General features: G+C 26.9%; 15 protein-coding genes. 1 reads left to right on the forward strand and 14 read right to left on the reverse strand.

Features of this window, described 5'->3' with window-relative positions:
* Positions 1 to 2: 2 nt before the first annotated feature.
* Positions 3 to 956, reverse strand: coding sequence for an ROK family protein (locus ACFIJ5_RS15085; protein WP_379808457.1), 954 nt, complete (start codon positions 954 to 956; stop codon positions 3 to 5).
* Positions 957 to 1,196: 240 nt separating this feature from the next.
* Between ACFIJ5_RS15085 and ACFIJ5_RS15090 the strand changes: the two genes are divergently transcribed.
* The gene (locus ACFIJ5_RS15090; RefSeq protein WP_379808459.1) at positions 1,197 to 3,203 is read left to right on the forward strand and encodes an amylo-alpha-1,6-glucosidase; all 2,007 of its coding nucleotides are present in this window, start codon (positions 1,197 to 1,199) and stop codon (positions 3,201 to 3,203) included.
* Between the two features lie 328 nt (positions 3,204 to 3,531).
* Here the strand turns inward: ACFIJ5_RS15090 and ACFIJ5_RS15095 are convergent, their stop codons facing one another.
* From ACFIJ5_RS15095 to ACFIJ5_RS15155, 13 genes are all read right to left on the reverse strand, one after another.
* Positions 3,532 to 6,051 (reverse strand): glycoside hydrolase family 31 protein, encoded by a 2,520-nt coding sequence (locus ACFIJ5_RS15095; protein ID WP_379808461.1) that lies wholly within the window; start codon positions 6,049 to 6,051, stop codon positions 3,532 to 3,534.
* Positions 6,052 to 6,231: 180 nt separating this feature from the next.
* Complete coding sequence (gene nagZ, locus ACFIJ5_RS15100; RefSeq protein WP_379808463.1) at positions 6,232 to 7,488, reverse strand: beta-N-acetylhexosaminidase; 1,257 nt, start codon at positions 7,486 to 7,488, stop codon at positions 6,232 to 6,234.
* A gap of 105 nt (positions 7,489 to 7,593) precedes the next feature.
* The gene (locus ACFIJ5_RS15105; protein ID WP_379808465.1) at positions 7,594 to 7,983 is read right to left on the reverse strand and encodes a carbonic anhydrase; all 390 of its coding nucleotides are present in this window, start codon (positions 7,981 to 7,983) and stop codon (positions 7,594 to 7,596) included.
* 204 nt (positions 7,984 to 8,187) lie between these two features.
* Complete coding sequence (locus ACFIJ5_RS15110; protein ID WP_379808467.1) at positions 8,188 to 8,661, reverse strand: hypothetical protein; 474 nt, start codon at positions 8,659 to 8,661, stop codon at positions 8,188 to 8,190.
* Positions 8,662 to 9,172: 511 nt separating this feature from the next.
* Positions 9,173 to 11,206 (reverse strand): methyl-accepting chemotaxis protein, encoded by a 2,034-nt coding sequence (locus tag ACFIJ5_RS15115; protein WP_379808469.1) that lies wholly within the window; start codon positions 11,204 to 11,206, stop codon positions 9,173 to 9,175.
* Positions 11,207 to 11,340: 134 nt separating this feature from the next.
* The gene (locus ACFIJ5_RS15120; RefSeq protein ID WP_379808471.1) at positions 11,341 to 11,781 is read right to left on the reverse strand and encodes a YaiI/YqxD family protein; all 441 of its coding nucleotides are present in this window, start codon (positions 11,779 to 11,781) and stop codon (positions 11,341 to 11,343) included.
* Positions 11,782 to 11,831: 50 nt separating this feature from the next.
* Positions 11,832 to 13,184 (reverse strand): glucose-6-phosphate isomerase, encoded by a 1,353-nt coding sequence (locus tag ACFIJ5_RS15125; protein WP_379808473.1) that lies wholly within the window; start codon positions 13,182 to 13,184, stop codon positions 11,832 to 11,834.
* A gap of 476 nt (positions 13,185 to 13,660) precedes the next feature.
* On the reverse strand, positions 13,661 to 17,119 hold the full coding sequence (locus ACFIJ5_RS15130) for a hypothetical protein (RefSeq protein ID WP_404660715.1): 3,459 nt from the start codon (positions 17,117 to 17,119) through the stop codon (positions 13,661 to 13,663).
* A gap of 17 nt (positions 17,120 to 17,136) precedes the next feature.
* A complete protein-coding gene (locus ACFIJ5_RS15135; protein WP_379808477.1) occupies positions 17,137 to 19,239 on the reverse strand; it encodes an efflux RND transporter permease subunit in 2,103 nt (700 codons plus the stop codon).
* A gap of 325 nt (positions 19,240 to 19,564) precedes the next feature.
* On the reverse strand, positions 19,565 to 22,255 hold the full coding sequence (locus tag ACFIJ5_RS15140) for a hypothetical protein (RefSeq protein WP_379808479.1): 2,691 nt from the start codon (positions 22,253 to 22,255) through the stop codon (positions 19,565 to 19,567).
* 24 nt (positions 22,256 to 22,279) lie between these two features.
* A complete protein-coding gene (locus ACFIJ5_RS15145) occupies positions 22,280 to 24,373 on the reverse strand; it encodes an efflux RND transporter permease subunit (protein ID WP_379808481.1) in 2,094 nt (697 codons plus the stop codon).
* A gap of 195 nt (positions 24,374 to 24,568) precedes the next feature.
* Complete coding sequence (locus ACFIJ5_RS15150) at positions 24,569 to 24,907, reverse strand: arsenate reductase family protein (protein WP_379808483.1); 339 nt, start codon at positions 24,905 to 24,907, stop codon at positions 24,569 to 24,571.
* A gap of 257 nt (positions 24,908 to 25,164) precedes the next feature.
* Entirely contained in the window at positions 25,165 to 26,550 is a 1,386-nt protein-coding gene (locus tag ACFIJ5_RS15155) for an alanine/glycine:cation symporter family protein (protein ID WP_379808485.1), read from the reverse strand.
* Positions 26,551 to 26,982 lie beyond the last annotated feature (432 nt).

Consider the following 26,982-nt stretch of genomic DNA (forward strand, 5'->3'; position numbering starts at 1 on the left):
TTTTATATTCTATCTAACATAGCAGCTCCAATTATTCCAGCATCATTGCCTAAAGTAGCTACTTCTATACTTGGTAAAGCAATTTCTTTAAATAATTTGTATTTTTTAATTTCTTCTACTAGATTCTCTTTGAAAAAATCAAAAGCTGCTGATACTCCTCCACCAATTGATATCATATCTACGTCTAAAATATTTATAATGTTTGTTATTCCTATTGCTAAATATTTAATAAATCTATTTACCACTTTTAATGCTACTGTGTCTCCTTCTTTTGCTGCATCAAAAACTACTTTTGCATTTATTTCATCTAGATTATTATTAACCATATCGATTATCTTAGTTTCATTACCTTCTTCTATTAACTTTTTTGTATATCTTATTACAGCTGTAGCTGATGCAAAAGTTTCTAAACATCCATCATTACCACAAGAACATTTATAAAAATTTTGGCCTACTTGCATATGACCTATTTCTAAAGCTGAACCATTACTTCCCCTAAATAATTTACTATTCAAAACAGCTCCGCCACCTACACCAGTGCCTAATGTTATTAATACAGCATTTTTACCATTTTTCATACTTCCATATAAATATTCTCCCGCAGCTGCTGCATTAGCATCATTATCTATTATTACACTCTTTTTAAACTCGTCTTCTAAAATCTTTTTTACATTTACATTTTCCCAATTGACATTAACACATTTTCTAACAATACCACTTTCATAATCTACATTACCGGGTACCCCTATTCCTATTTGTTCAATGTCATCAGTAGACAAGTTATTCTTTTCTATTAATTCTTTTGTTAATATAATAATATCTTCACAGATTTGATCTCTTCCGCTATTATCTTCAGTCTGCATAGTTTTTCTACTTCTTTTATCAATTATGATACCATTATTATCAACAAGTCCTCCCTTTATACTTGTTCCTCCTAAGTCGATACCTATACGCATAAAAATCACCTCATATATATTTTTTAGTCTATCTTAATATATTTTAACTACTTTTTTTAAAATTAACAACTGAAATTTTATATTGATTTATAAATCTTTCACATTTAAAATAAAAACAAAAGTTTATATAATTAAAAATTTAATTCTCACAATAAAATTTAAAGAATAAAATCCAAACTCTAAAATCAAAGTATAATAATTCAAAAAAAATTATAATTATGCAGGAGGTAGCAGTTAACTATGCTTGGAGTTAATAATTTTAAAGACTTTAAAACAGGAATCGAAAAAGAATATTTGCTTACAAATGGTTTAGGAGGATTCACATCTTCTACTATAATTGGAGCAAACATTAGAAAATACCATGGCATCTTAAATATTGCCATAAATCCTCCAACAGAAAGATACTTGATAGTATCAAAAGTAGACGAGGTTATTGAAGTAGGTGGTAAAGAGTATAAACTTTACTCGAATCAAAAAGTAGGTGGTTTTGATAATGGATTTAAATATCAGACAAATTTTAAATTAAATCCTCTCCCAAATTTTTCATATAGAGTTGATGGCGTATTTATAGACAAAACTATAAGTCTCGAACATAACTCAAATACTGCTGTTGTAGTTTATACAATAAAAACTCTGAATAAAAATGCAAATTTAAAATTATATCCTCTTTTAAATAATAGAGATCATCATGACAATTCCTTAATAAAAGATTTAACTTTTACATCTGAATATCACGAAGACATTGTAAACGTTAATATAAACAAAAATATAAATCTTAATATGTACTGTACAAATGGAACATTTATACAACAGGAAAGTTTTTACGAAAATATGTATTATTTAGATGAAGAAGTAAGAGGTTTAAATCCTGTAGATAATCATTTTATACCTGGCTACTTCAATGTAAAAATACCAAAAAACAGCATAATAAAAATAGGTCTTGTTTTTGACGCTAAAATAGCATGTGATAGTACTAATCTTAATAATACAAAAAATATTAAAGCTCCTTTTAAAATTGTAGAAATAGAACAAAATAGATTATTACAACTTATGAAAAATTCTTCTTACCAAAACCAAGTTTTAAAAAATTTATGTGCCTCTTGTGATGCTTATATTGTAAATAGAAATTCTACTAAATCAAAAACAATAATAGCAGGTTACCCTTGGTTTACCGATTGGGGAAGAGATACAATGATTGCCTTTACAGGTTTAACACTATGTACAAAAAGATTTGAAGATGCCAAAGATATACTTATAACTTTTTCTAAATATTTAAATAAAGGAATACTTCCTAATATGTTTCCAGACAGTGGAGTTCAACCTTTATATAATACTATCGATGCATCTTTATGGTATTTCTATGCTGTTTATAAATACTACGAATATACACAGGACAAAGAATTTATATCAAAAATACTTCATACTTTAAAAGACATAATTGAATATCATATAAAAGGCACTATAAACCACATAAAAATGGATTCTGATTATTTAATCACAGGGGGTTTAGAGGGAACTCAACTAACATGGATGGATGTAAAAATTGGAGATTATGTTCCAACTCCAAGGCATGGAAAAGCTGTTGAAATAAATGCTCTTTGGTATAATGCTTTAATGACATTTGAATATTTATACACACAATGTGCAAATAATCCAGATAAAAATGTGGATATTAAATCTATTAACTATAAAGCTGGTACTTATAAACAATTAGCTCAAAAAGCTAAACAAAACTTTATGAAAAAATTCTGGTATGAAGAAGGAAAGTATCTTTATGATGTAATAAGAGATGATAAAAAAGATACTAAAATAAGACCTAATATGATATATGCTGTAAGCCTTCCATTTACTATGCTTAACAGCTCAAAAGAGAAACATATAGTTGATACTATAATAAATCATTTAGTAACTCCATATGGACTTAGAAGTCTTTCCCAAATTGACAATGAATATAACGCTATATACAAAGGGGATAGATATCATAGAGACGCTGCATATCATCAAGGTACAGTATGGAGTCATTTAATGGGTCATTTCATTACTGCCTTTATGAAAGTTTATAAAGACAAAGACGCTGCTGTTAATTTTATAAATCCATTAATATGTCATTTAAATGATATAAGCTTAAATCACGTAAATGAAGTATTTGATGGTGATTTTCCTCACACACCTGGAGGATGTTTTGCTCAAGCATGGTCTACTGCAGAGCTTTTAAGATGTTTAGTTGAAGATATACAAATTAAATAAACATAAAATATAAAGTATAAAGATTAAAGAACAAAGAATAAATAAGGATGTTTTTCTGAAAGAAAAACTTTTATTAATATAAATTTAGTAAAACTTAAATTTATAACTCAACTTTCGCAGATAAAAAATAGCCGCTACGGGAAATAATATCTTGCTTAGACACCTTTCACTTCAGTAACAAGTTCAAATGTTTCTTACGCAAGATATCATTTTCCTTCGCTAAGCAGTGTTTTTTTACTGCAAAAGTTGAGTTTATAATTAACCGATTTTCAAAAGTTTACTTTTGAAAATCTTACTTTTTTATACTTTGTTCTTTCTACTTTATACTTTATTTTATAACTTCTATAGTAAGATTTTCTTCAAATTTTGCATCAAAACTTAAGGCATTATTTTTATATTCATAATTAATTGTACTAGAATTTTCTTTAGTATTAACGACTCTAACCTCTTTTGGTTGTATACAATTTATTATATTTACATGAACACTATTAAATGAATCACTATATTCCTTATACACTTTATCGATTTTTAAAGTATATTTTTCATCATTCTGTTCTAGAACCATGTTTGTTATAGCATATTTACCTTTTTCATAATCAAATGAACAACCATCGTCCTCATAATAACTATATTTTACAACTGAATTTTCATTTGGTACGATATCTAATATCAATTCTTGCTTATTTAATTTATCTGTACAATCTGCACATTTATACTTAGGGATTATTGAACCACTCTTTATAAATACAGGTATAATATCTAATGGAGCACTTACCCCTATAGTATTATTTCCTTCATATTCTTTTCCAGTCCAATAATCAACCCATTTACCTTGTGGCAAATAAACATTTCTTTCTATGCATCCTTCTTCTAATATTGGTGCAACTAATATATTTTCTCCAAGCATAAATTCATCATTTATGTTTACAGCTTTAGAATCATTTTGGAATTCATAAATTAATGGTCTTAAAATAGGTTGTCCTTCTTCTGCTGCATCATAAAATACATTATACAAATAAGGTAAAATTTCATATCTCAATTTAATATATTTTCTACATATATCTTCTGTATTTTTATCAAAAGCCCATGGTTCTTGATTTCTAGTACCCATAGCACTATGATTTCTAAACATTGGAAGGAATGTACCAACTTGTGTCCATCTAACAAGAAGTTCTTCAGTACAATGTCCTCCAAAACCTCCAACATCATTTCCTACAAAAGATACTCCTGAAAGTCCTAAATTACAATTCATAGGAATAGATAATTTTAAATGGTCCCATAAACTTTGATTATCCCCAGTCCATAGTGCAGAATATCTTTGAATACCAGCAAAAGCACTTCTAGATAATAAAAATGTTCTTTTATTTGAATCTGCTTTAATCATACCTTCAAAAGTAGCCTTATCTTCCATCATACCATAAAGATTATGGAACTCTTCATGAGTTATAGCTCCTTCGTCACTATTATGTATTATATCTTTTGGTATAGTTCCAGTTATAGCATCAAATAATGATGGTTCATTCATATCATTCCAAATTCCATCTACTCCAATATTAATTAATTCAGAATTTAATCCTCCCCACCAATTTCTAACTTTTTCATTTGAAAAATCAGGGAATGCCGAATCCATTGGCCAAACTTTTCCATTTAAAACATTTCCATCATTGTCTTTTAAGAAATAATTATTTTCTACCCCTTCTTTATAAACTCTATAATCTTTATCGATTTTTACACCAGGGTCAATTATAGTTACCAACTTAAATCCATTATCATGAAGCTCATTTATCATACCTTTATAATTAGGGAATCTTTGATTATCCCATGTAAATACTCTATAAGCATCCATATAATCAATATCTAAATAAATAGTATCACAAGGTATATCCTTTTCTCTAAAAGTTTTTGTAAGGTTTAAAACTTCACTTTGTGGATAATAACTCCATCTACACTGTTGATAACCTAATGTCCACATTGGAGGCATTTTCATTCTTCCAGTAATTTCTGTATATCCTTCTAAAACCTGTTTAATAGAAGGTCCATATATGAAATAATAAACTAACTCGCCCTTTTCACTTGCAAAATAATAATAATCACTATTGTCCTTCCCCATGTTGAAATATGTTTTATATGTATTATCAAAATATATACCATATGCATTATTATTATTTAATCCTATGAAAAATGGAATAGAAGAATATAAAGATTTAGTTTCATCATTATGTTCAAATGGATTATCTGTATTCCAGTTTATAGTATCCCATTTCTGTTTATCTAAAGATCCTGTTTTTTCACCAAATCCATAAAAATGCTCATTATCCTGTAGTTCTTTGTAGCAGCATACACCCTCTCCAAAATTACCCATACCTTTATTTAATAAATCTTTATTTATTACTTTTCCTTGGTCTTTAAAACATATACTAAACGGCGTTTTATTAACTTGAATATCTAATATACTTGTTTTTATTAAAATTTGAGAACTATCTTCTTTTACGTGAAAGTCAACTTTATTCCATTGTTGTTTACTTACTGCTTGAGTTTTCTTATACTCTCTTTTACAAACTTTTTCAAAGTAATCGTTTAAATCTTCTTTAGAATAGTTTTTTATATTTTGTGGATATTTAACCATTTCTATTTTTACTATTTTATCAGTAAGCACATATAATTTAATAATTGAATTTGTCAATCCAAAAACTATGTTATTGTTTTGAATTTTCATTTCTTGAAAATCTCCACAACTTTCAAATTGTCTATTAGTATCAAATGCTTCTCTTACTTTTTCTTCAGATTTTTCACCTGCATATTTTAAAACATTATCTCTATTAAGCTCTTTATCTTTTTCTGTTTTCATAAGTACTCCTCCTCTGTATCATCTATATTATTATAATATTTCTTAGCTATGCAAACGTTTGAACAAAACTTTATAATAATACGAAAATTTTTAAAATACTTACACCTTAATTATATATATTGATTACTTGGTTGTAAACAATTTCTTTTGATAAAAGCTTTCTGCAAACACAGAAAGCTTTTATTGTTTCATAAATTCCTTATTTAATTTGTTTACATCTACAGAATTTATTACACTATTATTTAAATTATATTTATTTTTCAATTTTAAAATTCTATATACACTCTCATCAATTCTTTTTTCAGTAATTTTACCTTGTTTTACAACATTTTTTAATTCTTCTATTGCCTTTAACTGTTGTGTATAATTTCTACATATTAAAACCAAATCGCACCCAGCTTCTACAGCCTTTACTGCTGCTTTTTCTATTCCATAATTTTTACTTATGGCTCCCATATTAATGTCATCTGTAATAACCACTCCATCAAACCCTAACTTTTTTCTTAATAAATCTGTAACCACACTTTTAGAAAGCGATGATGGATTATTCTTATCTAGATGTGGAATTAAAATATGCGCTACCATGACAGCATCACAATTATTTTCTATTGCTGCTTTAAAAGGAACTAATTCAAATTTATCTAATCTACTTAAATCATGATTTATTATAGGTAATTTCAAATGTGAATCTTCCCTTGTATCTCCATGTCCTGGAAAATGTTTAACTACAGAAATAATACCTTCTGACTGCATTCCTTTCATATTTGGTATTGATAATTCTTTTACTATACCAGGATTTTTGCCAAAAGCTCTATCTCCTATAACAGTATTTTTAGGATTACTAAATATATCTAGTACAGGTGCAAAATTCATATTTAATCCAAATGCTTTAAGTTGATTTGCCGTAGTTTTTCCTGCTTTAAAACAATATTCTGTACTATTTTTACTTCCTATGTAGTAACTACTTGGAAATTGTTTTATTTCTTTTGGAAGCCTTTTAACTCTACCTCCTTCTTGGTCAATAGACAAAAATAACGGTATTTTGTTCTGCTTGTTTGTATTCTTTATGTTGTTTACAATATTTAAAAATTGTTCTGTGTTTTTTATATTATTTTGAAAAAAAATCATTCCTCCGATTTTTTTATTTACAATAATATTTTCTATTTCTTGATTTCTTTCATATCCTTCAAATCCTAAAATAAACATTTGTCCTATTTTTTCATCTAAACTCATATTTTTTATTTGATTATAAATCAGATTTTTTTCCTTTTCATTGTCATCAAGACTTTTTTTATTAAATTTTTGTACTAATTTTAAGTTTTTCTTGCCAGAATTTGAAGAATTCTTTTTCTCTCCTTGTATTGTACAGCCAATTAATAAAAATGATATACTAACTATTAATAAAATATCCCATCTTCTCATTACTTTACCTTTCATCACACTCTCATCCCTAACATTTTTAACATCAGTTTTTTATACAAAATTTTTTTTAAATATCCCTTTTATTTATCTCCTCATTATTTCACATACAAAAATAATTTTCTAATAACTCTTACATACCTCTGACACTTTCCACTTTTCATCTACCCATAATCCTATAAGCATTACATCATTATACCAACTTCTTACATTTTTTAAAGCAATTTTAATATCCTCAATTTGACCTTGTTTAGATTTAGGATTTCCCGCACAATCATAGTGACCAACTACTGCTATTAAATTAGATTTATGTTTATCTAAAGAAATATCTATCCTCTTTTTAATTGAATCAATGATACATTTATCTTTATTTTCTGCTAAAATTTTATTAGGCCCTGGTTCTGTTATCATATCCACATAATCAATTCTATAATTTTTCTTTAAATACTCAATTACAGGTTCTTGAACTCTACCATCCATACAATTTATTGCTGTTACAAATCTATTTGACATATGACCACTCCTCTACTTAATAAAAACTATCAATTAATATTTTTTATTTAATTCTAATTAAGTTTTGTAAATCCTTTATGTATTTCTTCCCTTTTGTGCATAATCTTATGTATTCTTAACATAAGATCTATAGTTTTTATGTTAAGAGTAGAAAAAGTAAGTCATTTATATATAAACTGTATTAAATTATCATTTACATTATATTTATTTAATTCTAATCATTTTTTCTAAATCCTTTATATATTTTTCTTGTTTCTCTATAATATTCGTTAAAATTTCATATTCTAAACTTTCACTATCTTCTTTCTTTACTACTAATCTTCCTCTAATATCAATAAAAAGTGCAAGAATGTCTTTGTCCATTTCTAATGAACAATGAACAATTTTATCAACACTACTTATATCCGTACAATTAATTCTATAATTAAACTGAGTCATAAGAGAAGATATTTTGTCATATATATGAAAATCGATTTCTCTTAATTCCCTAATAACAATTTCTGATTTAAATTTTTCATAATACTTAATTTTATTTTTTTCTTGATTTATAAACACATTTGTAACTAACTTCATAGTAGTATTTTCTATTTGGTTTCGTTTAATATCTAAATAAACTTTTAATCTCTTTTCGCAAATACACATAACCCTATCTATTATATCAACTATATTATATGCCATATTATTACCTCCTATAGTGCTAGTATATTACTTTAACTTAATTTATATTAGTGCTATATCTTATGCTATATTGAATTTTTTACTTAATTATTCAACTTTCGGAGATGAAAAACAACCGCTACGGGAAATGATATCTTGCTTAGAAACCTTTCACTTCAGCAACAAGTTCAAATGTTTCTTACGCAATATATCATTTCCCTTCGCTAAGCAGTATTTTTTACTGCGAAAGTTGAGTTAATTATAAATAACATATTACATACAATGTTTTTAATATAATAAAATTAAAGAAAGATAAAGTGCAAAGTTTGAATAACAAAGTTCAAACAAGGATAGTTTCTTCAAGCATCTTTTAAAAAATTTTAAAATATATTTTTAAAACCTTCTACTAAATCAAAAGCCATCCTTTATTGTACTTTGTGCCTTGCACTTTGTACTTTACAATTCATGCTTTCGTATTATATAAATATGATTTTTATTTTATAAAATTACTATATTAGATAAACCTAATACATTATTTAGCCTTAAATTTTTCTACAATATCTGATAAATTTTTAGCATTTTCTGCATTGTTATTAGATTCTATAATCAAACTTTCACTAGTATTATTTACTTCAGCAGAATCTTGAGCAATTTGTCCTGAAGTACTTGCTACTTCCTGCACAGCTGTAGATACTTCTTCCATACTTTTTACAATTTGATCTACTGATATTGATATATTTTCAGATGTATCAGTAAAGTTTTCAACTATACCTTTAATAGTTTTTCCATCTTTATTATATTGCTCACTAACTCCTATAAGTTTATTATAATCCTCTAATACATCTTCTTCTAAAACTTTTAAAACATTTTCTGAAGCATTAGATAGTTTCCCTACTGAATCTAATACTAACTTTATATTATTTTGTATTTCTCCTACTGTCTGTGAAGATTGTTCCGCTAATTTACGTACTTCTTCTGCTACCACAGCAAATCCTTTTCCATGTTCTCCTGCCCTTGCCGCCTCAATAGCTGCATTAAGTGCTAATAAATTAGTCTGTTCTGCAATATCCAGAATAGTATTAGCCATCTGTGATATGTTTTCAACAACCTTTGCATCTTGGATTGCACTTTCTAATTTTTCTTTAGACTCATTATATATATTTTTCACATGATTAATTGAATTGTTTGTATCCTCATTAATTAATTCCGCTCTTTCTTGTATGTTTAAAGCTAAATTTAATCCTTCTTTTGCTCTATTAGCAGTATTATTAACATCTTCTTTTACTGCTGAAGCCATTGCAGTAACTTCTTCTACACCTGCAGAAGATTCTTGCATATTAGCAGATATTTCTTCTGTAGCAGCTGCTATATTATTTATTTCATCATTTAATTTTTTAAATTTTTCTCCTGATTTTTCAGTACTTTCTAAAGTACTAAAACTTTTTTCTTTAACGTTGTTCATAACTTTATTTAATATATCTGTAGCTTTATTTAACGCCTCACCTGTTTGTCCAAATTCATCTTTTCTTTCTATTGAAGTTTTATATAACAGATTGCATTTAGCTAGCTCCTCTGCATGTTTTCTCATTTTAAGAAGAGCTTTTTTAATACTTCTAGAAATAGCTATACCAACTAGTAATCCTAAAATAATAAACACAATAGTCATAAATATTTCTTGGTGTTTTAAAGAATTAACTTTACTAAATAATTCACTTTTAGGAATTGTTAATCCCATAAACCAAGAAGTATTTGGTATAGGTTTATATGCAGCAAATTTTTCTACACCTTTATAATTGTAAGTGCCAAAACCCTTTTCACCTTGTATCATTTTTGTTTCTAAATCTATGAATTCTTTTACTCTAGAATCATTTTTAGAATATTTAATTTCATTTACACAATTTAATACTTTTTCTATGTCTTTATTAGCTATATATGTACCTTCTTTATTAACTATAAATGCAAACCCTTCTATTCCTACTTTCATTTCATTTGTTAAATTATTCAATGATTTTAAGTCTAAATTCCCTACTAATATACCTTTTAATATACCACTTTCATCTTTAATTGGCACACATAAATTTACAACTGCAGTATTATCAACTTTACTAAATAAAGGATCAGTAATAACCTCTTTTCCTTCTTTCATCTTAGTAAAATATGTATTATTAGAAATATTAATAACATCATCTTTACCTTGAGTATGCACATTTCCCTTTAAATCTACAATCTGAAATCTTTTAAAACCTAAATTTTTTTCTTCTCCCTCTATCTCATCTTTTTGCTGTTTCCAATCCATAGATTGTACTTTAGACCAACTAGCCACTGTCTTTAAATTATTCATTTTTGAATATATTTCTCTTGATATAATTCTTGAACAATCATCTACTCTATCTTGAAGCTGCATTTCTACACTTTCAGTCAATGCTTTAGAAGCTCTTTTATAAGACATTACACCTAAAATACCACAAGCTAAAACAAGAACTGCAAGTATTTCTAGAACTATTCTAGTGCTTACAGAATTTAAAACATTGTATTTTTTTAAATTCTGTTTTTCATTGGATGTCATATTATCCCCCCGAATATTAACATAAATTTCTTTTTAATAATTCTCATTGTTTGCTATAATTAGAAAATTCAATCAACCTAAGAACACCCCTCACATACAGCTGTGAGGGGTATCCAAAATTTGAATATAATATATTATTTACTCGCTTTGTTGATTAATTTTATTAAGTTATTATATAACCTAATATCATCTTCACTTTTTCTCTTTTTAGGATTACTTGTCCTACCACCACTTCTTCTTACCTTTGAAGCAATATGTCTTTCAAATAGAAGTTTCTCAATATTTTCATTATCATAAATATACCCTTTAGGACTTATAGCATAAGCTTTTCTTGAAAGTGCCATAGTTGCTACTCCATAATCTTGTGTAATAACTATGTCACCTTCATGTGCTTCATTTATAATTTTCATGTCAACACTTTGAAAGCCACTATCTGCATATTTTACAGTACTATAATCACTTTTAATAATATGATTTAAATCACAATACATGATAACTTCTATTTTATATTTTTTTGCTGCTTTTTCAATAATTTGCTTTCCTGGACAAGAATCAGCATCAACTAGTATCTTCATTCCATCACCTACAATACAACATTAATCTAATATATTGTACCATACTTTAACTATTTTAATCTTTTTTCTAGATCTTCTTTCATATCTTCATATCCAGGTTTTCCAAGAAGAGCAAACATATTTTTCTTATATGCTTCAACTCCTGGTTGATTAAATGGATTTACACCTAACATATATCCACTAATTCCACAAGCTTTTTCAAAGAAATATACCATATATCCAAAATAGTATGGAGTTAACTCTGGTACATTAACAACCATGTTAGGAACTGAACCATCATTATGTGCAAGTAATGTTCCTCTAAATGCTTGTTTATTTACATAATCCATATTTTTTCCTGCTAAGAAGTTTAATCCATCTAAGTTATTATCATTTGGTTTTATTGTTACATTTTTTCTTGGATTTTCTACATTTATTACAGTTTCAAATAAATTTCTTAAACCTTCTTGTATATATTGTCCCATTGAATGTAAATCTGTTGAGAAATTTGCAGCTGCTGGGAAAATTCCTTTATTGTCTTTTCCTTCACTTTCTCCGTATAATTGTTTCCACCATTCACCAAAGTAATGTAGACATGGTTCATAGTTAATTACCATTTCTATATTTTTTCCTTTTCTATATAATGCATTTCTAGCTGCTGCATATTTGTAACAATCGTTTTCTTCTATTTTATCACTTACATATGCTTTTCTTGCTTCTTGAGCACCTTGCATCATTTCATCTATATTAACTCCTGATGCTGCTATTGGTAAAAGTCCTACTGCTGTTAAAACAGAAAATCTTCCTCCAACATCATCTGGTACTACAAATGTTTCATAACCCTCTGCATCTGATAAAGTTTTTAATGCTCCTTTAGCTTTATCAGTTGTAGCAAATATTCTTTCTTTTGCTCCTTCTTTTCCATATTTCTTTTCAAGTAATTCTTTAAAAATTCTAAATGCAATAGCTGGTTCTGTAGTTGTTCCAGATTTTGATATAACATTAACTGATATGTCCATTCCTTCTACAGTTTCTAATAAATCTGCCATGTATGTAGAACTTATATTATTTCCAACATAAAATATTGCTGGAGATTTTCTTTTATCAGCTGAAAGTGAATTATAAAATGTATGATTTAACATTTCTATAGCAGCTCTTGCTCCTAAATATGATCCACCAATACCTATAACTATTAATGCTTCTGAATTACTTCTTATTTTTTCTGCTGCTTTTTTAATTCTTGCAAATTCTTCTTTATTATAATCTTCTGGAAGATCAACCCAACCTAAAAAGTCACTACCTGCACCAGTTTTTTCATTTAACATATTGTGTGCTGCAGTAACCATTGGTTGTAAATTCATTATTTCTTCTTCTTTTAAATATGGTGCTGTCTTACTTAAATCTAAATGTAAACCTTTTGACATGTTTAAGACCTCCTAAATTGAATTATAAACCTTTTACTAATGCAATTTTAGTTTATACTAACTAATAAATCAAGTTATGTAAACATTTACTTGAATATTTTTCTTATGTATACGTTTAGCTCTGTAATATTCTGTCTATTAGCTTATGAATTTCATATATATTTTATTCAATTTCTATAGTTAGTGGCAATGTAAAATTTATAATTTCAAAGAGCTACTTTTTAACAACTCGACTTTTGCAATAAAAAAATACTGCTTAACGGGAAAAATGATATATTGCGTAAGAAACTTTTAATAATAATTAAGTGAATGGTTTCTAAGCAAGATATCATTTCACGCAGCAGCTATTTTTCATCTACAAAAGTTGAATTAGTAATTCTTAGAATTACTTTATGAAGTTAACGGTTTTACATCAAAATATCATTTCCCGTAGCGACTGTTTTTCACCTACGAAAGTTGAGTTACTAATTGCCGAGCTATTTAATATGGAACAAATTCTTTAACCAATGAATGAATCCACCTTTTTCGTCTTTAGTCTTTTTAGCCACAGTTTTTTCTACCTTTGGCATCTTAATCTCTTCAGTTTTCATTATAAACTTAACTTTTCCTGTCATATTTTTACCTATACCTGTAAACGTCTTATAATTATCTGATAATTTTACAATCTCATCCTTTGTATCCATTAATTCTTCAACATCATCCACTTTTTCATTTAACTCATCGTCAATCTTATCTATACCCTCTTTTTTAAATTTATCCATACCATCCGAAAGCTCTTTTGATCCATCTTCTAATTTATCAATACCATCTTCTAAATCTGGAAGTGCATCCATAAGCTCTCTAGCCATTTTTACATTGTTGTCATTTAAAGCTTCTTGTGTCAATTCTAAAACTTTTCTATTCATCTCTAAATCTTTTTTCATATTATTAACTTTTTCTAATAACTCAGGAGCGTCATCTAATTTTTCTTCTAACCCCTTTTGTTCCATTTCATCTTTCATTTGATCAAATATTGGTTTAACTCTGTCTAAATCTTTATTTAATGTTTTCATTTTATCTTTCATGTCTTCAATATCAAAATCTTTATTTTCATCTAAAAATTTCTTACTTTTATCTAATAAATCTTTTATTGTATCAATGTTTTCCTTATTGTCATCTAAATCTTTCTTCATGTCTTTTAATTTTTCAGTCATATCTTTTACATATTTAATATTATCATCCGTTAAAGCTTTTTTAGCTTCGTCTAAAGCATACTTATGCTTATCTAAATAATTTTTAAATGCATTAACTTGAGGTACTAAATTTGATACATAATGTATACTTTCTTTTGTTTTATTCATATCTGTGTGTCTCATTATTGTATCAATATTTAGTTTCATATTTTCTAAACTTACAAAACCATCTAATACTTCTTCATTACCTACAGTACCATTTACCAAATCAATTATATCACTAATTTCTTTTTTATATCTGTCTTTTAAATCACTTCCTTCAACTGCCGTCTCTAATTCTTGGTTATTTTTCTTAATTACATCTACAATCATTTCTAATTGAGATTTAGTTAATGGTTTATTTTTACTTAATTTATCCATTAACTCATTTACCTCTTTAAGCTTTTGATCTATTGTCTTTATTGCTTCATTTATTACTGTATTTAAAGTTTGCTTATCAGATTCATCTAATGTTCCGCTTTCTATGTTATTTTTCATTTTTGTTTTTACAACTACCATTGATTCTGATACAATTCTATTTAAATCATTTTTAGCACTTTCATCTAATTTTCCACTTTCTATAGCTTTTTTAAGAGAATCTTTTTTATACTCTAACGCTCCCATTACCATTTTTGTAATTTCAGGTTTTAACTGTTCTGGTATGGTCCCTGCATCAATAAGTTTATTTAACTCCTTCATTTTTTCACCATAGGCTAAAGATACTATATTTGAAATATTTTTCTTTAATTTATCATTACCTTTGTATGCTCCAGTTTGCAGTGCTCCTTTTAACATTTTTTTTGTTTTTGCATCTAGAACTTTATTATCAATTTTATCAATTATTGCACATATTTCTCCAATTTGTTGTTTTGTCAATTTTTCTTCATTTATAGCTTTTAACATTACGTTTTTCTTTGTAACTATAATCTGATTAACTATTGGTTTTACATATGCTTTAGTTTCATCATCTAATTTTCCTACTTTAATAACATCTTTTAATTTTGCTTCTTGAACATTTATAGCATTTTCCACTAAATACAATAACTCTTTTTTATTTTCTTCACTTAGTTTTCCCTTTGCAATAATACTCTTTAGTTGTTCTTCTTTTACACCAATTCCCTTATCAACTAATTTTGTTAATAATGGTTTTAATTCTGGTGGAACAACTCCTTTTTCTATTACTTTCTTAGCACTTTCAAACTGCTTCTTTGTCGCCGTTGCTTCCTTTACTTGTTGCTCAATTACAGGTTTTAATTGATCTTTTTTATCATCAATATATTTTCTCATTGCAGGTTCAATATGTCTTTCACTTATACTCTTAACTTTAACAGCGTCTTCATATATTCTTTTAAAATAACCTTTTAAACCAATAAATTGCATTAAAGGCTCTAATTTACTATCATCTAATTCTCTATATAAAGTATCTCCATAATCTGCTATGGTAGTTAATTCTCTTGAATCTCTCATTAATTTTTTAAATGGTTTTATTTTATCCATATCAACATCTGATAATTCATCTGTACGATCCATCAATTTATTTGCACTATCTATATTTTCATCTGTCAAAAAATCTGGTAAAGATTTTAAAAACGAATCATTAATTATACTATCATCGTCTAGTATACTGTCCATATCTAAATCTTTAATATCATCCGATACTGTTTTTGCTAATTCTATATTATCCTTAGTTGCATACTTTGTTGAAAAATCTAATAAAGATGTATCTAGTCCTAATACTTCAAATGAATCTTTAATTAAAAGCCTTGCTCCATTTACATACTCATCCTTTTCAACTAAATCTGTCAAATGTGATTTTTCATCCAGTTCATCTAGTTTTTCTTGAAGCTTACTTTTTGCTTCGTGAACTCCATCACTTAATTCATTAGATCCATCTACTAATTTTTGTGCTGCATCTTCAAGATCATTCAATCCATCTTTTAGTTCATCTACTTCGTCTGCTTCTTCAAGCTTTTCTAAATCTACAAGTTCAGGAGTTGTTGTAATCATAACAGGTCCTAATTCAAACTTATCAACATCTGCTGTAACCTCTAAATTTTGTGGTATATTAATTTTTTCCTCACCTAAATCATATTTATCTAAATCTAAACTATCTTCTACTCCTGGGAACCCTATGAAAGTAACTACTTGATTGTTACCATCACTTATCATTTTACCTTCATTAATTTCAACATTTTTAAATTTATCCATTGGGAAATTTAAAACTGCTACTGTAGTAAAGGGAGTATATATTTTTCTATTCTTTCCCTTTATATTAACTACATGAGCATCATTATTCTTAAAATCTACCTTTATTTTTATCTTACCTGACTTACCAGCTAAATCTTTTGGTTTTATTTCTCTTCCATCTAAATAATAACGTATATCTATATCTACAGGTAATTTTTTATCGGTTTTACCTTGATAAAATATATCATTTTGCTTTGAATCCCAAATCAATTTATTTCCTTCAACTTTTGGTATTTCATCACCTTTTACATTTTTTACTTGTTTTAAAATAGAATTATCTTCTATTTTTGCATCTTTATCATCACTATGAAGCCAATTACTTACTATTTCATCTTTAATTTTACCCTCTTGTGTTAAAGTAACATAGACTGATTCTTCTTTTTCTACAACATCTTCAGCATATACCACATTACTTCCTAACATAGTACCCATGATAACCAAAGCAATAACCTTTTTTGACATACCCTTCGTTTTCATAATACCCCCATCTCCTTTTAGTTACTTTCAGCTATTTGTTTTTTTAATTTAAACTCTGACTCTTTATCCCAATTTCTAGTTGAAACCTTTATAAATTTCTCACATACCAATAAAATTGAAGGTAGTATAAATATTATTACTCCCATACTTATAAGAGCTCCTCTTGCAATCATTCCACATAAACACTTTATTAAGTCCATATTGGAAACTATCCCAACACTTGATGTAGCTGCAAAGAAAGTAAGTCCACTAGTTACTATAGATTTTGCTGAACCTTTAACCGCTATATTCATAGCTTCAAATTTATCATAACCATTTCTTATTTCTTCTCTAAATCTAGTAGTCATTAATATTGCATAGTCAACAGTTGCTCCAAGTTGTATACAACCAATTACTATTGAAGCTATAAAAGGTATTACCGTTCCTGTATAATATGGAATTGCCATATTTATAAAAATAGCTAATTCAATTGCAGAAACTAATAAAATTGGTATTGCACCTGATGCAAATAGAAGTAATATTATTGCAAATATAGCTATTATAGAAGCAAAACTTACATTTTTAAAATCCTTATCTGCAACTTCTATTAAATCCTTAGTAAGAGGTCCTTCCCCTGCTACCATAGCATGACTATCATAACTCTTTGCTATTGTAATTATTTTATCTATTTGAGCATTTTCTTCATCTCTTGCTGCCTTATATTTTGAATTTGCAATTATTAAATTATATCCTCCGTGCTTAAATATTTCCTTAATATCCTTTGGTATAAAACTTTCTGGTAATGCAGGTCCTATAAATTTATCATAAGCAAGAACTTTATCTATACCATCTACTTTTTCTATTTTCTTAATCATTTCTTTTGCTTTATAACTTTTCACTTTATCACTTACAAGAATAAAATGTGTAGTTGTCATTTTATAATCTTTTTTTAATTTATTTGTTGCAACAATAGATTCCATATCTTTTGGAAGTGATTCATCTAAATTGTAATAAACCTTTGTATGATTGTTTCCATATATAGCTGGAATAAACAACAACAAAAATAATACTATAAATACTTTATACTTTTTAGTTACTAAATTTGCTGCCTTCTCAAAACTAGGAAGTACTGTCTTATGACTAAATCTATGAATAGGCTTATCAAATACTAAGATTAAAGCTGGTAATACTGTTACTGTACATATAACTCCTAAAAGTACACCCTTAGCCATTACTATTCCTATATCTTTTCCAAGTCCCAAGCTCATAGTACATAAAGCTAAGAAACCTGCTACTGTTGTAAGTGAACTTCCTGTTATTGAAACTATAGTTTTTGATATAGCCTCTGCCATAGCTTCACGCTTATCCTCAAAATTTCCTCTTTCTTCATCATATCTGTGAAGTAAGAAAATTGAATAATCCATGGTAACTCCAAGTTGAAGTACCGCCGCAAGAGCTTTTGTTACATAGGATATTTCACCTAAAAATATATTTGTTCCAAAATTATATAATATTGCTATACCTATTTCTAGCAAAAATATAAATGGAATAATTGCTGATTTCATAGTTAACGAGAGAACTATAACTGAAAATATCACTGCTAGTAGTACATAAAATGGAGTTTCTTTATCTGCCAAATCTTTTGTATCTTTAACAATTGCTGACATACCACTTAAAAAGCATTGCTTATTTGCTAATTTTCTTATGGATGCTATAGCCTTTTGAGTTTCATCACAAGAAGAAGAGCCATTAAATTTAATTATTAACATTGTAGAATTATTACTATAAAACCCCTTCTTAAGTTCATCAGGTAATATTTCTTTGGGAATACTTGTATCTAGAAGATCATCAACCCAAATTACATTATTAACTCCTTCTACTTTTGATACTTTATTTTTTATCTTTACTATATCTTTAGCTTCCATATCTTCGATTATAAGCATAGATGTTGCTGCATCTGAATAGTCATTTTCTAATATTTGTTGACCTTTCATAGAATCTAAATTTTTAGGTAAATAAGTTAATAAGTCATAATTAATTCTCGTTGATATCATGCCAAATAATGCTGGAAATAATAATAGTACAGATATAACTATAACTAGAATAGAATTTTTAGATATAAATCTCCCAAACCTTTTCATTATTACATCCCCTTTTTATACTTTTATGTACCCAAATTCTCCCTATTTAAATATGACTTTTAGTCATTTATCACAATTACATTATATTACACCATGACTAATAGTCAACACATATTTTTTTAATATTTTGTAAATATTTAATTTATATAATTTTCTAATATGTTTTTTTATAATTTTACCCTTAATAAGAGGAAAGGCACACATTGCATAGAAAACCTTATTCAAGTGTTTTTTACACAACATATTCTTTTTAAAATCATGTAAAATAGGACTTATAAAAAGGGTTGAAAACTTTAACTTAAAGCTTTCAACCCTTTTTTAATACTTAAAAATCTTTAGATATTTCCTTTATTTTGGGAACTTTGATATCCTCAGTTTTCATTATAAACTTTACTTTACCTTCCATATCTTTAGTAACACCTGTAAATGTTTTATACTCATTAGAACATTTTACTATTTCATCTTTTATATCCATCAATTCCTGTATATCTGAAGTTTTATTATTAAATTTATCATGAAGTTTTACAATCCCATTATCATTAAACTTCTTCATATTTCCTGATAATTTTTCCAGCCCACTATCCAAATCATTTGAACCTTTTGTAATTTGTTCTATACCCTTTGTTAGTACTGGTACTGCATTTATTAGTTTTCTTGTGTTTTTTACATTTTCCTCGTCTAATGTTTCTCTTAAAACATTTAATATATCTTGACTATCCTTTAAATCTTTTTGAATTTCTTTAAATTTATCAATAAGCTTAGGAGCATTTTCTAATTGTAATAATTTATCCTCAGTCATATTTTTTTCAATAGTACTTATAATAGGTTTTGTATTTTGTATATCTTCTTGTAGTGCACTTATTTTATCCATATATTTTTCAAATCCACCACTAAGCTTTGATACTTGTAATACTACTTTTGCTGATTTTAGAATTTTTTTATTTTCATCTACATCATCCTTCATAGAAATAAATACCGGAGTTATTTCTTTCATGTATACTTCAGTTTCTGAAATCGAATTTTTTTGTAATGTTTGAATAAGTAATTTATTATTTTTAAATTGACTATCAACTTTATTAAATTCAGATGATAAACTTTTTATATAATCAACATCTTTTGATACATCATTTAGCACAGGTTTTATATTTGTAAGTTCTTCAAGGAGTTCATTGTTAGTAGGAATTATAGTGTTATTAACATACTCCATACTATCATCAATTTCATTAAATAAGACTGATGCAGAATTTAAGTCTTTTTTTAATGAATCAATTTTTTCAATATTACTTTTCATAGTATTCATAGCTGATGTTGTATTTTTCATACTATTTCTAGAATCATTCGAAACTTCTATCAGCATCTCTAACTTCTCTTTTTCTTGTTTTGTAAGTTGTGTATTTTTATTTATGGAGTCTTTAAGTGAATTTAATTGTTTACTATCATCTAAAAAACTAGTAGATTCTATAAAATTTAATGCACTTAAATTTTGTTTATCTACATTATCTTTAATTTTATCTAAATTCATTTCAGATAATTCTTTACTAGATTTTAAAAACAAATCTAGTTTCTCTTTATTTTCAGATAATTCTACAAGTGGTTTTAGCTTTTTAGATTTTATACTTTTATCTAATTTATTAGCACATTCTATAATTCTCGATATACTATCCTCTTGTTTCGATAATTTCATAATAGAATTAAACTTTTCTACATCTATATTGTCATATAATTTTTGTGTATCCTTTGCTAATTTAATTATTACATCACTTTCACTTAAAATATTTACTACATCATTTAACTTTTCTTTATCAATCTTAGATATATCATATGTATCATCTACTAATTTACTAATTTTTTCTACATTATCTTCTGATGCAACATTCTTCATACTTGGTAATTTCATTATTGTATTTAAATGTAACTCTTTATAATCTTTCATCGTTTTTTCTAAAAGCTTTTTATTTTTTTCATCTGAAAATACAGCTGCCATATCTAACATAGATGTATCTAAATCTTTTGCAAAGAACGCATCTTCCATTAACTTTCTTTCTAAGGATACTTTATTATCATATTTTATCAAATCTGTTTTTTCTTTATTTTTACTTATATCCTCTTCCAATTTCTTAACTTTACTTGCCGCCTCATTTAATCCTTCTTTTAATTTTTCGCTGCCTTTTTTTAAATTTTCACTACCACTTACTAATTTACCACTAGATTTTTTCAAATTACTTATACCATCTACAAGCTCATCTAACTTCTTAACACCTTTTAGTTCTTTAATTTCTGGAAGTTTTGGAGTTGCTGTAACCATTATAGAACGCATCTCAAAATTATTTACATCTGAAGTAATCTCTAAACCATCATTTAAATCTATTAAGTCATTCACTTTACTACTAACACTTAAACTTTCCTTTAATCCTGGCATAGTAACAGCCGTTACAATTTGATTATTTCCATCACAAACTATTTCTCCATTATTTATTTTTACATTTTTAAACTTGTTTATTGGCAAATTTACTACCGTTACTGTAGCAAACGGTGTATATACTTTTCTATTCTTGCCATTTACTTTAACATTTTTAAATGATTTATTTATAAAATCAATATTAACCTTTATCTTTCCTGACTTACCTGCAAGCTCTTGGGGTTTTATTTTCTTCCCGTTCAATTCATATTTAATACTAACTTGTAGTGGAAGCTCTTTACTTGTATTTCCTTGATAAAATATATCTTTTTTATTTGTTTTCCAAATAACATTATTTCCTTTAATTTGTGGAGTTTCTTCTCCTTTTACATTATGAATATCTTTAAGTATTGATTTATCATTGATTTGTGATATTTTAGAGTTTGCATGAAGCCAATCACTAACAATTTTGTTTTTTACTTTTCCCTCTTGATTTAATATAGTATAAACTGATTCATCTTTAACTACTGGTGTCTTTGCATATACTGTAAAAGAATTAACCATTGATATTACAATAACTAAACTAATTATTTTCTTCAAAATACTCTTGTTATTCATAACAATCCTCTCCTTCAAGTAATCTTATGCCATTTTATTATTTAACTTAACTTTAGGATCTTTATCCCAATTTTTTGAAGTAACTCTTATGAACTTTTCAAATACTAATAAAATCGAAGGAAGAATAAATATTATTACCCCCATGCTTATAAGAGCTCCTCTTGCAATCATGCCGCATAAACTTTTTATCAAATCCATATTAGAAATTATGCCAACACTAGATGTAGCTGCAAAAAAAGTAAATCCACTGGTTACTATTGACCTTGCTGAGCCTTTTACAGCTATGTTCATAGCTTCAAATTTATCATAACCATTTCTTATCTCTTCTCTAAATCTAGTAGTCATAAGTATTGCATAATCAACAGTTGCTCCAAGCTGTACACAACCAATTACTATTGAAGCTATAAAAGGAATTTCTGTTCCTGTATAATATGGAATTGCCATATTTATAAAAATTGCCAATTGAATTGCTGCAACTAACATTATTGGTATTGAACCTGACACAAATAAAATTAGTATTATCCCAAATATAGCCATTATAGAAACTGAACTTACATGTTTAAAATCTTTATCTGCAACCTCTATCAAATCCTTGGTAAGCGGCCCTTCTCCTGCTACCATAGCATTCTTATCATAACTTTTTACTATACTATTTATTTTACTTATTTGCCTATTTTCTTCATCTCTTGCCGCTTTATATTTTGAATTTACAATTATTAAATTATACCCATCCTGCTTAAAAATCTCCTTTATATCTTGTGGTATAAAAATTTCAGGTATAGAGGCACCAATTAATTTATTATAAGATAGTACTTTATCTATACCATCTACATTTTCAATTTTATCTAACATTTCTTTTGTCTTATAACTTTCTAAATTATTATCCACTATAATAAAATGAGTAGTTGTCATATTGTAATCTTTCTTAAGTTTATTAGTAGCTATAATAGACTTCATATCTTTCGGTAAAGATTCATCTAAATTGTAATAAACTTTTGTATGATTATTGCCATATATAGCTGGAACAAACAATAACAAAGCTAATACTATAAACAACTTATATTTATTAGTGACTAAATCAGCTGTTTTTTCAAATCTAGGTAATAGTGTTTTATGGCTAAACTTATGTATAGGTTTGTCAAATACTAAAATCAGAGCTGGCAATATTGTCACTGTGCAAACAACTCCTAAAAGTACCCCCTTAGCCATTACAATTCCTATATCTTTTCCAAGACCCAAAGTCATAACACACAGTGCTAAAAATCCTGCTATTGTTGTAAGTGAACTTCCCGCTATAGAACCTATTGTTTTAGAAATAGCTTGTGCCATTGCTTCATGCTTATCCTGAAAATTTTCTCTTTCTTCATCATATCTGTGAAGTAAAAATATAGAGTAATCCATGGTAACTCCAAGTTGAAGTACTGCCGCCAGTGCTTTTGTAACATAAGATATTTCGCCTAAAAATATATTAGTTCCAAAATTATATACTATGGCTAAACCAATTTCTAATAAAAATATAAAAGGAATAATTGCAGATTTCATTGTTAGTGAAAGAACTATAACTGAAAATATAACTGCAAGTAATACATAAAACGGTGTTTCTTTATCTGCTAAGTCCTTAGTATCTTTAACAATTGCTGATACACCACTTAAAAAACATTGATTATTAGTTATTTTTCTTATTGATGTTATAGCATTTTGTGTTTTATCAGAAGAAGCAGATTCATTAAATTTAATTATTAACATTGTAGAGTTTTTGCTGTAAAAACCATCTTTAATTTCTTGTGGTAATATTTGCTTTGGAATACTTGTATCTAAAATATCATTAATCCAAATTACTTTATTAACCCCTTCTACTTTTGCTACTTGATTTTTTATTTTTACTATATCTTTAGATTCCATATTTTCTACTATCAGCATTGATGTAGCTGCATCAGAATAATCTTTTTCTAATATTTGTTGACCTTTCATAGAATCTAAATTTTTAGGTAAATACGTTAGTAAATCATAATTAATTCTCGTTGAGAACATGCCATACAACGCCGGAAATATTAATAACACTGATATAATTATTACTTTAATTGGATTATTTGATATAACTTTTGCAAATTTTTTCATACTCGCATCTCCCTTTATTTTTATGTATTGGCATTTTTACTAATATTATTTACCTAATTTAAAATTTTTATGACTTTTAGTCATTTATTTTTTTAATTTTAACAAAAAATAAAATTACTATGGTTATCCCATAGTAATTAACACTTTAAACTAATCTTATTCCATCTCTATCTATTTGCTTTTTTATTGAATCATTTATTCCCATTCTTTCCATATTTCTGGCTTATATCCTACAGTAGCTTTTCTGCCATTACGAACTATAGGAGTTTTGTACAACTTTGGATTATTTAAAAGTATTTCTTCTTTCACACTACTTGTTGTTATATGTTCGATATTTAATCTAGTGTATTCTTTACTTTTATTATTTATAAGTTCTTTTAACCCTACTGCATTTTTAACACTATTAAGCTCACCTTTGCTTAAAGCCTTTTGTTTTAGATCTATAAATTGATATTTAATTCTTCTTTCCTTAAAATATCTTTCTGCTTTCTTAGTATCAAAACATTTTCTAGTTCCATATATTTGAATATTCATAGTAATCTCCTTATTATATAGTTAATTTCTTGTTTATATTATATACTAAATTGTTTTTGTTTTTAACTAAATTTAGTTAAAATATATACTAATCAAAATATCTTATAAATTTTAATAAAGCAACTATAATCTTAATAAAATTAGAAACACAATGAAATTTTATGTTCAAGAATAAGAATAAAACATAAAAAACTCCCATTAATCCATTTTAAATTAATGGCTAAGGGGAGTTTTAAAATCAAAGTCATTTAATAGAACTACATATTTATATCATTACTTTTAGAGACAGCTTTCTTTTCAAATTTCTCATTATAATCTTTAATAGATTTTTTAACTACTCCTACAAGTCCAAGTAAAGCTATTAAGTTTGGTATAATTATAATCGCATTAAAGGTATCCATAAACTCCCATACCATTTGTACTTCAAGACTAGGACCAATTACAATTATACAAAACATAAGTATCTTATAAATTATTAAACCTTTTCCTTTGAACAAATATCTAAAATTACATTCTCCAAAAAAGTATATACTTATTATTGTAGTAAAACAGAAAAAGAATAATGCTACAGCTATAAAATATAATCCTGCATTTCCAAAAACACTCTTAAATGCGTTTTGAGTAAGTTCAATTCCTGTAATGTTTCCATCTGCAGCTCCTGTTACAAGAATTATTATAGCTGTTAATGTTAATATTACAAAAGTATCAATAAACAAACCAATTATAGCCGATAATCCTTGTTGTACAGGATGTTTAACTTTTGCTACTGCATGAGCATGTGGAGTAGTTCCCATACCAGCTTCATTGGAATACAATCCTCTTGCTACACCATATCTCACAGCTTGTTTCACAGAAGCTCCTAAAAATCCACCTGCCGCTGCTCTAGGACTAAAAGCACACACAAAAATCATTTTAAAAGCAAGTCCTATGTTTGATGCATTCATAACCACTATGATTATTGCACCAATTATATACATTAAAGCCATTAAAGGTACAACTTTTTCACATAAAGAAGCTATTCTTCCTATACCTCCTATAAATACTATTGCTGCAAGTATACCTATTATTAATCCTATAACTATACTTGGGACATTCCACGCTTTAATAAAAGCCTTACCTAATGAATTAGCTTGAACAGTATTATCAAACAATCCAAAAATTATATATCCAACTGCAAAAAACATTGCTAAAACTGGTTTTTTAAGTCCATCTCTTATATAAAAAGCTGGTCCTCCTACCATATGTCCATTTACTTTTTTCTTATAAATTTGAGCTAAAACAGCCTCACTAAATATTGTACTCATTCCAAAAAATCCACTTAGCCACATCCAAAAAATTGCACCAGGTCCTCCTGATGTAATTGCTGTAGCTGCACCTGCTAAATTTCCTGCTCCAACTTGAGATGCCACCGCTGTAGCTAGTGCTTGAAAAGAAGACATTCCATCCTCATTAGCTCTTTTACCTTTTATAGATATAGATGAAAATACTTTTTTAAATGCCCTTCCAAATTTAGTGATTTGAATTCCCTTAAAAGAAATAGTGAGAAATATACCTGTCCCACACAACGCAAAGATTAAAAAATAATTCCACAAAAATCCATTAATACTTTCAAAAAAATTTAACAAATATAACCCCTCTTTCATTTTGATTAATATATTATGTATAAATATCCTTTTTAATATGAATGAAAATTTCGAAAATTAAAATTATTTTTTGAGATAATTTCAATTATTTTTACTATATAAAATATTTATTACAACATATCCTCATTTTAATAGTATATAAATTACTTTTATTACATACTATTGAAAAATAAATACCCTTTAATTTCATAATATAATACATATATTTAATTGTAAATATTTGTATATAGCGGATATTTATTCGTATATGACTCTATATTCATTTATCTCACTCTATCTTTTGTCAATTTACTAAAACAAAAAAATGTTTACAACATTCTTGTAAGAAATATTATAAACACTTTTTTATTATATTTTTATTTAGACACTTCTCATTTTAACCTTCAATAAACCCATAATTGTCTGATGTTAATATAATATTACAGGTATAAA

Source organism: Haloimpatiens myeolchijeotgali, from assembly GCF_042688525.2.
GTDB lineage: Bacteria > Bacillota > Clostridia > Clostridiales > Clostridiaceae > Haloimpatiens.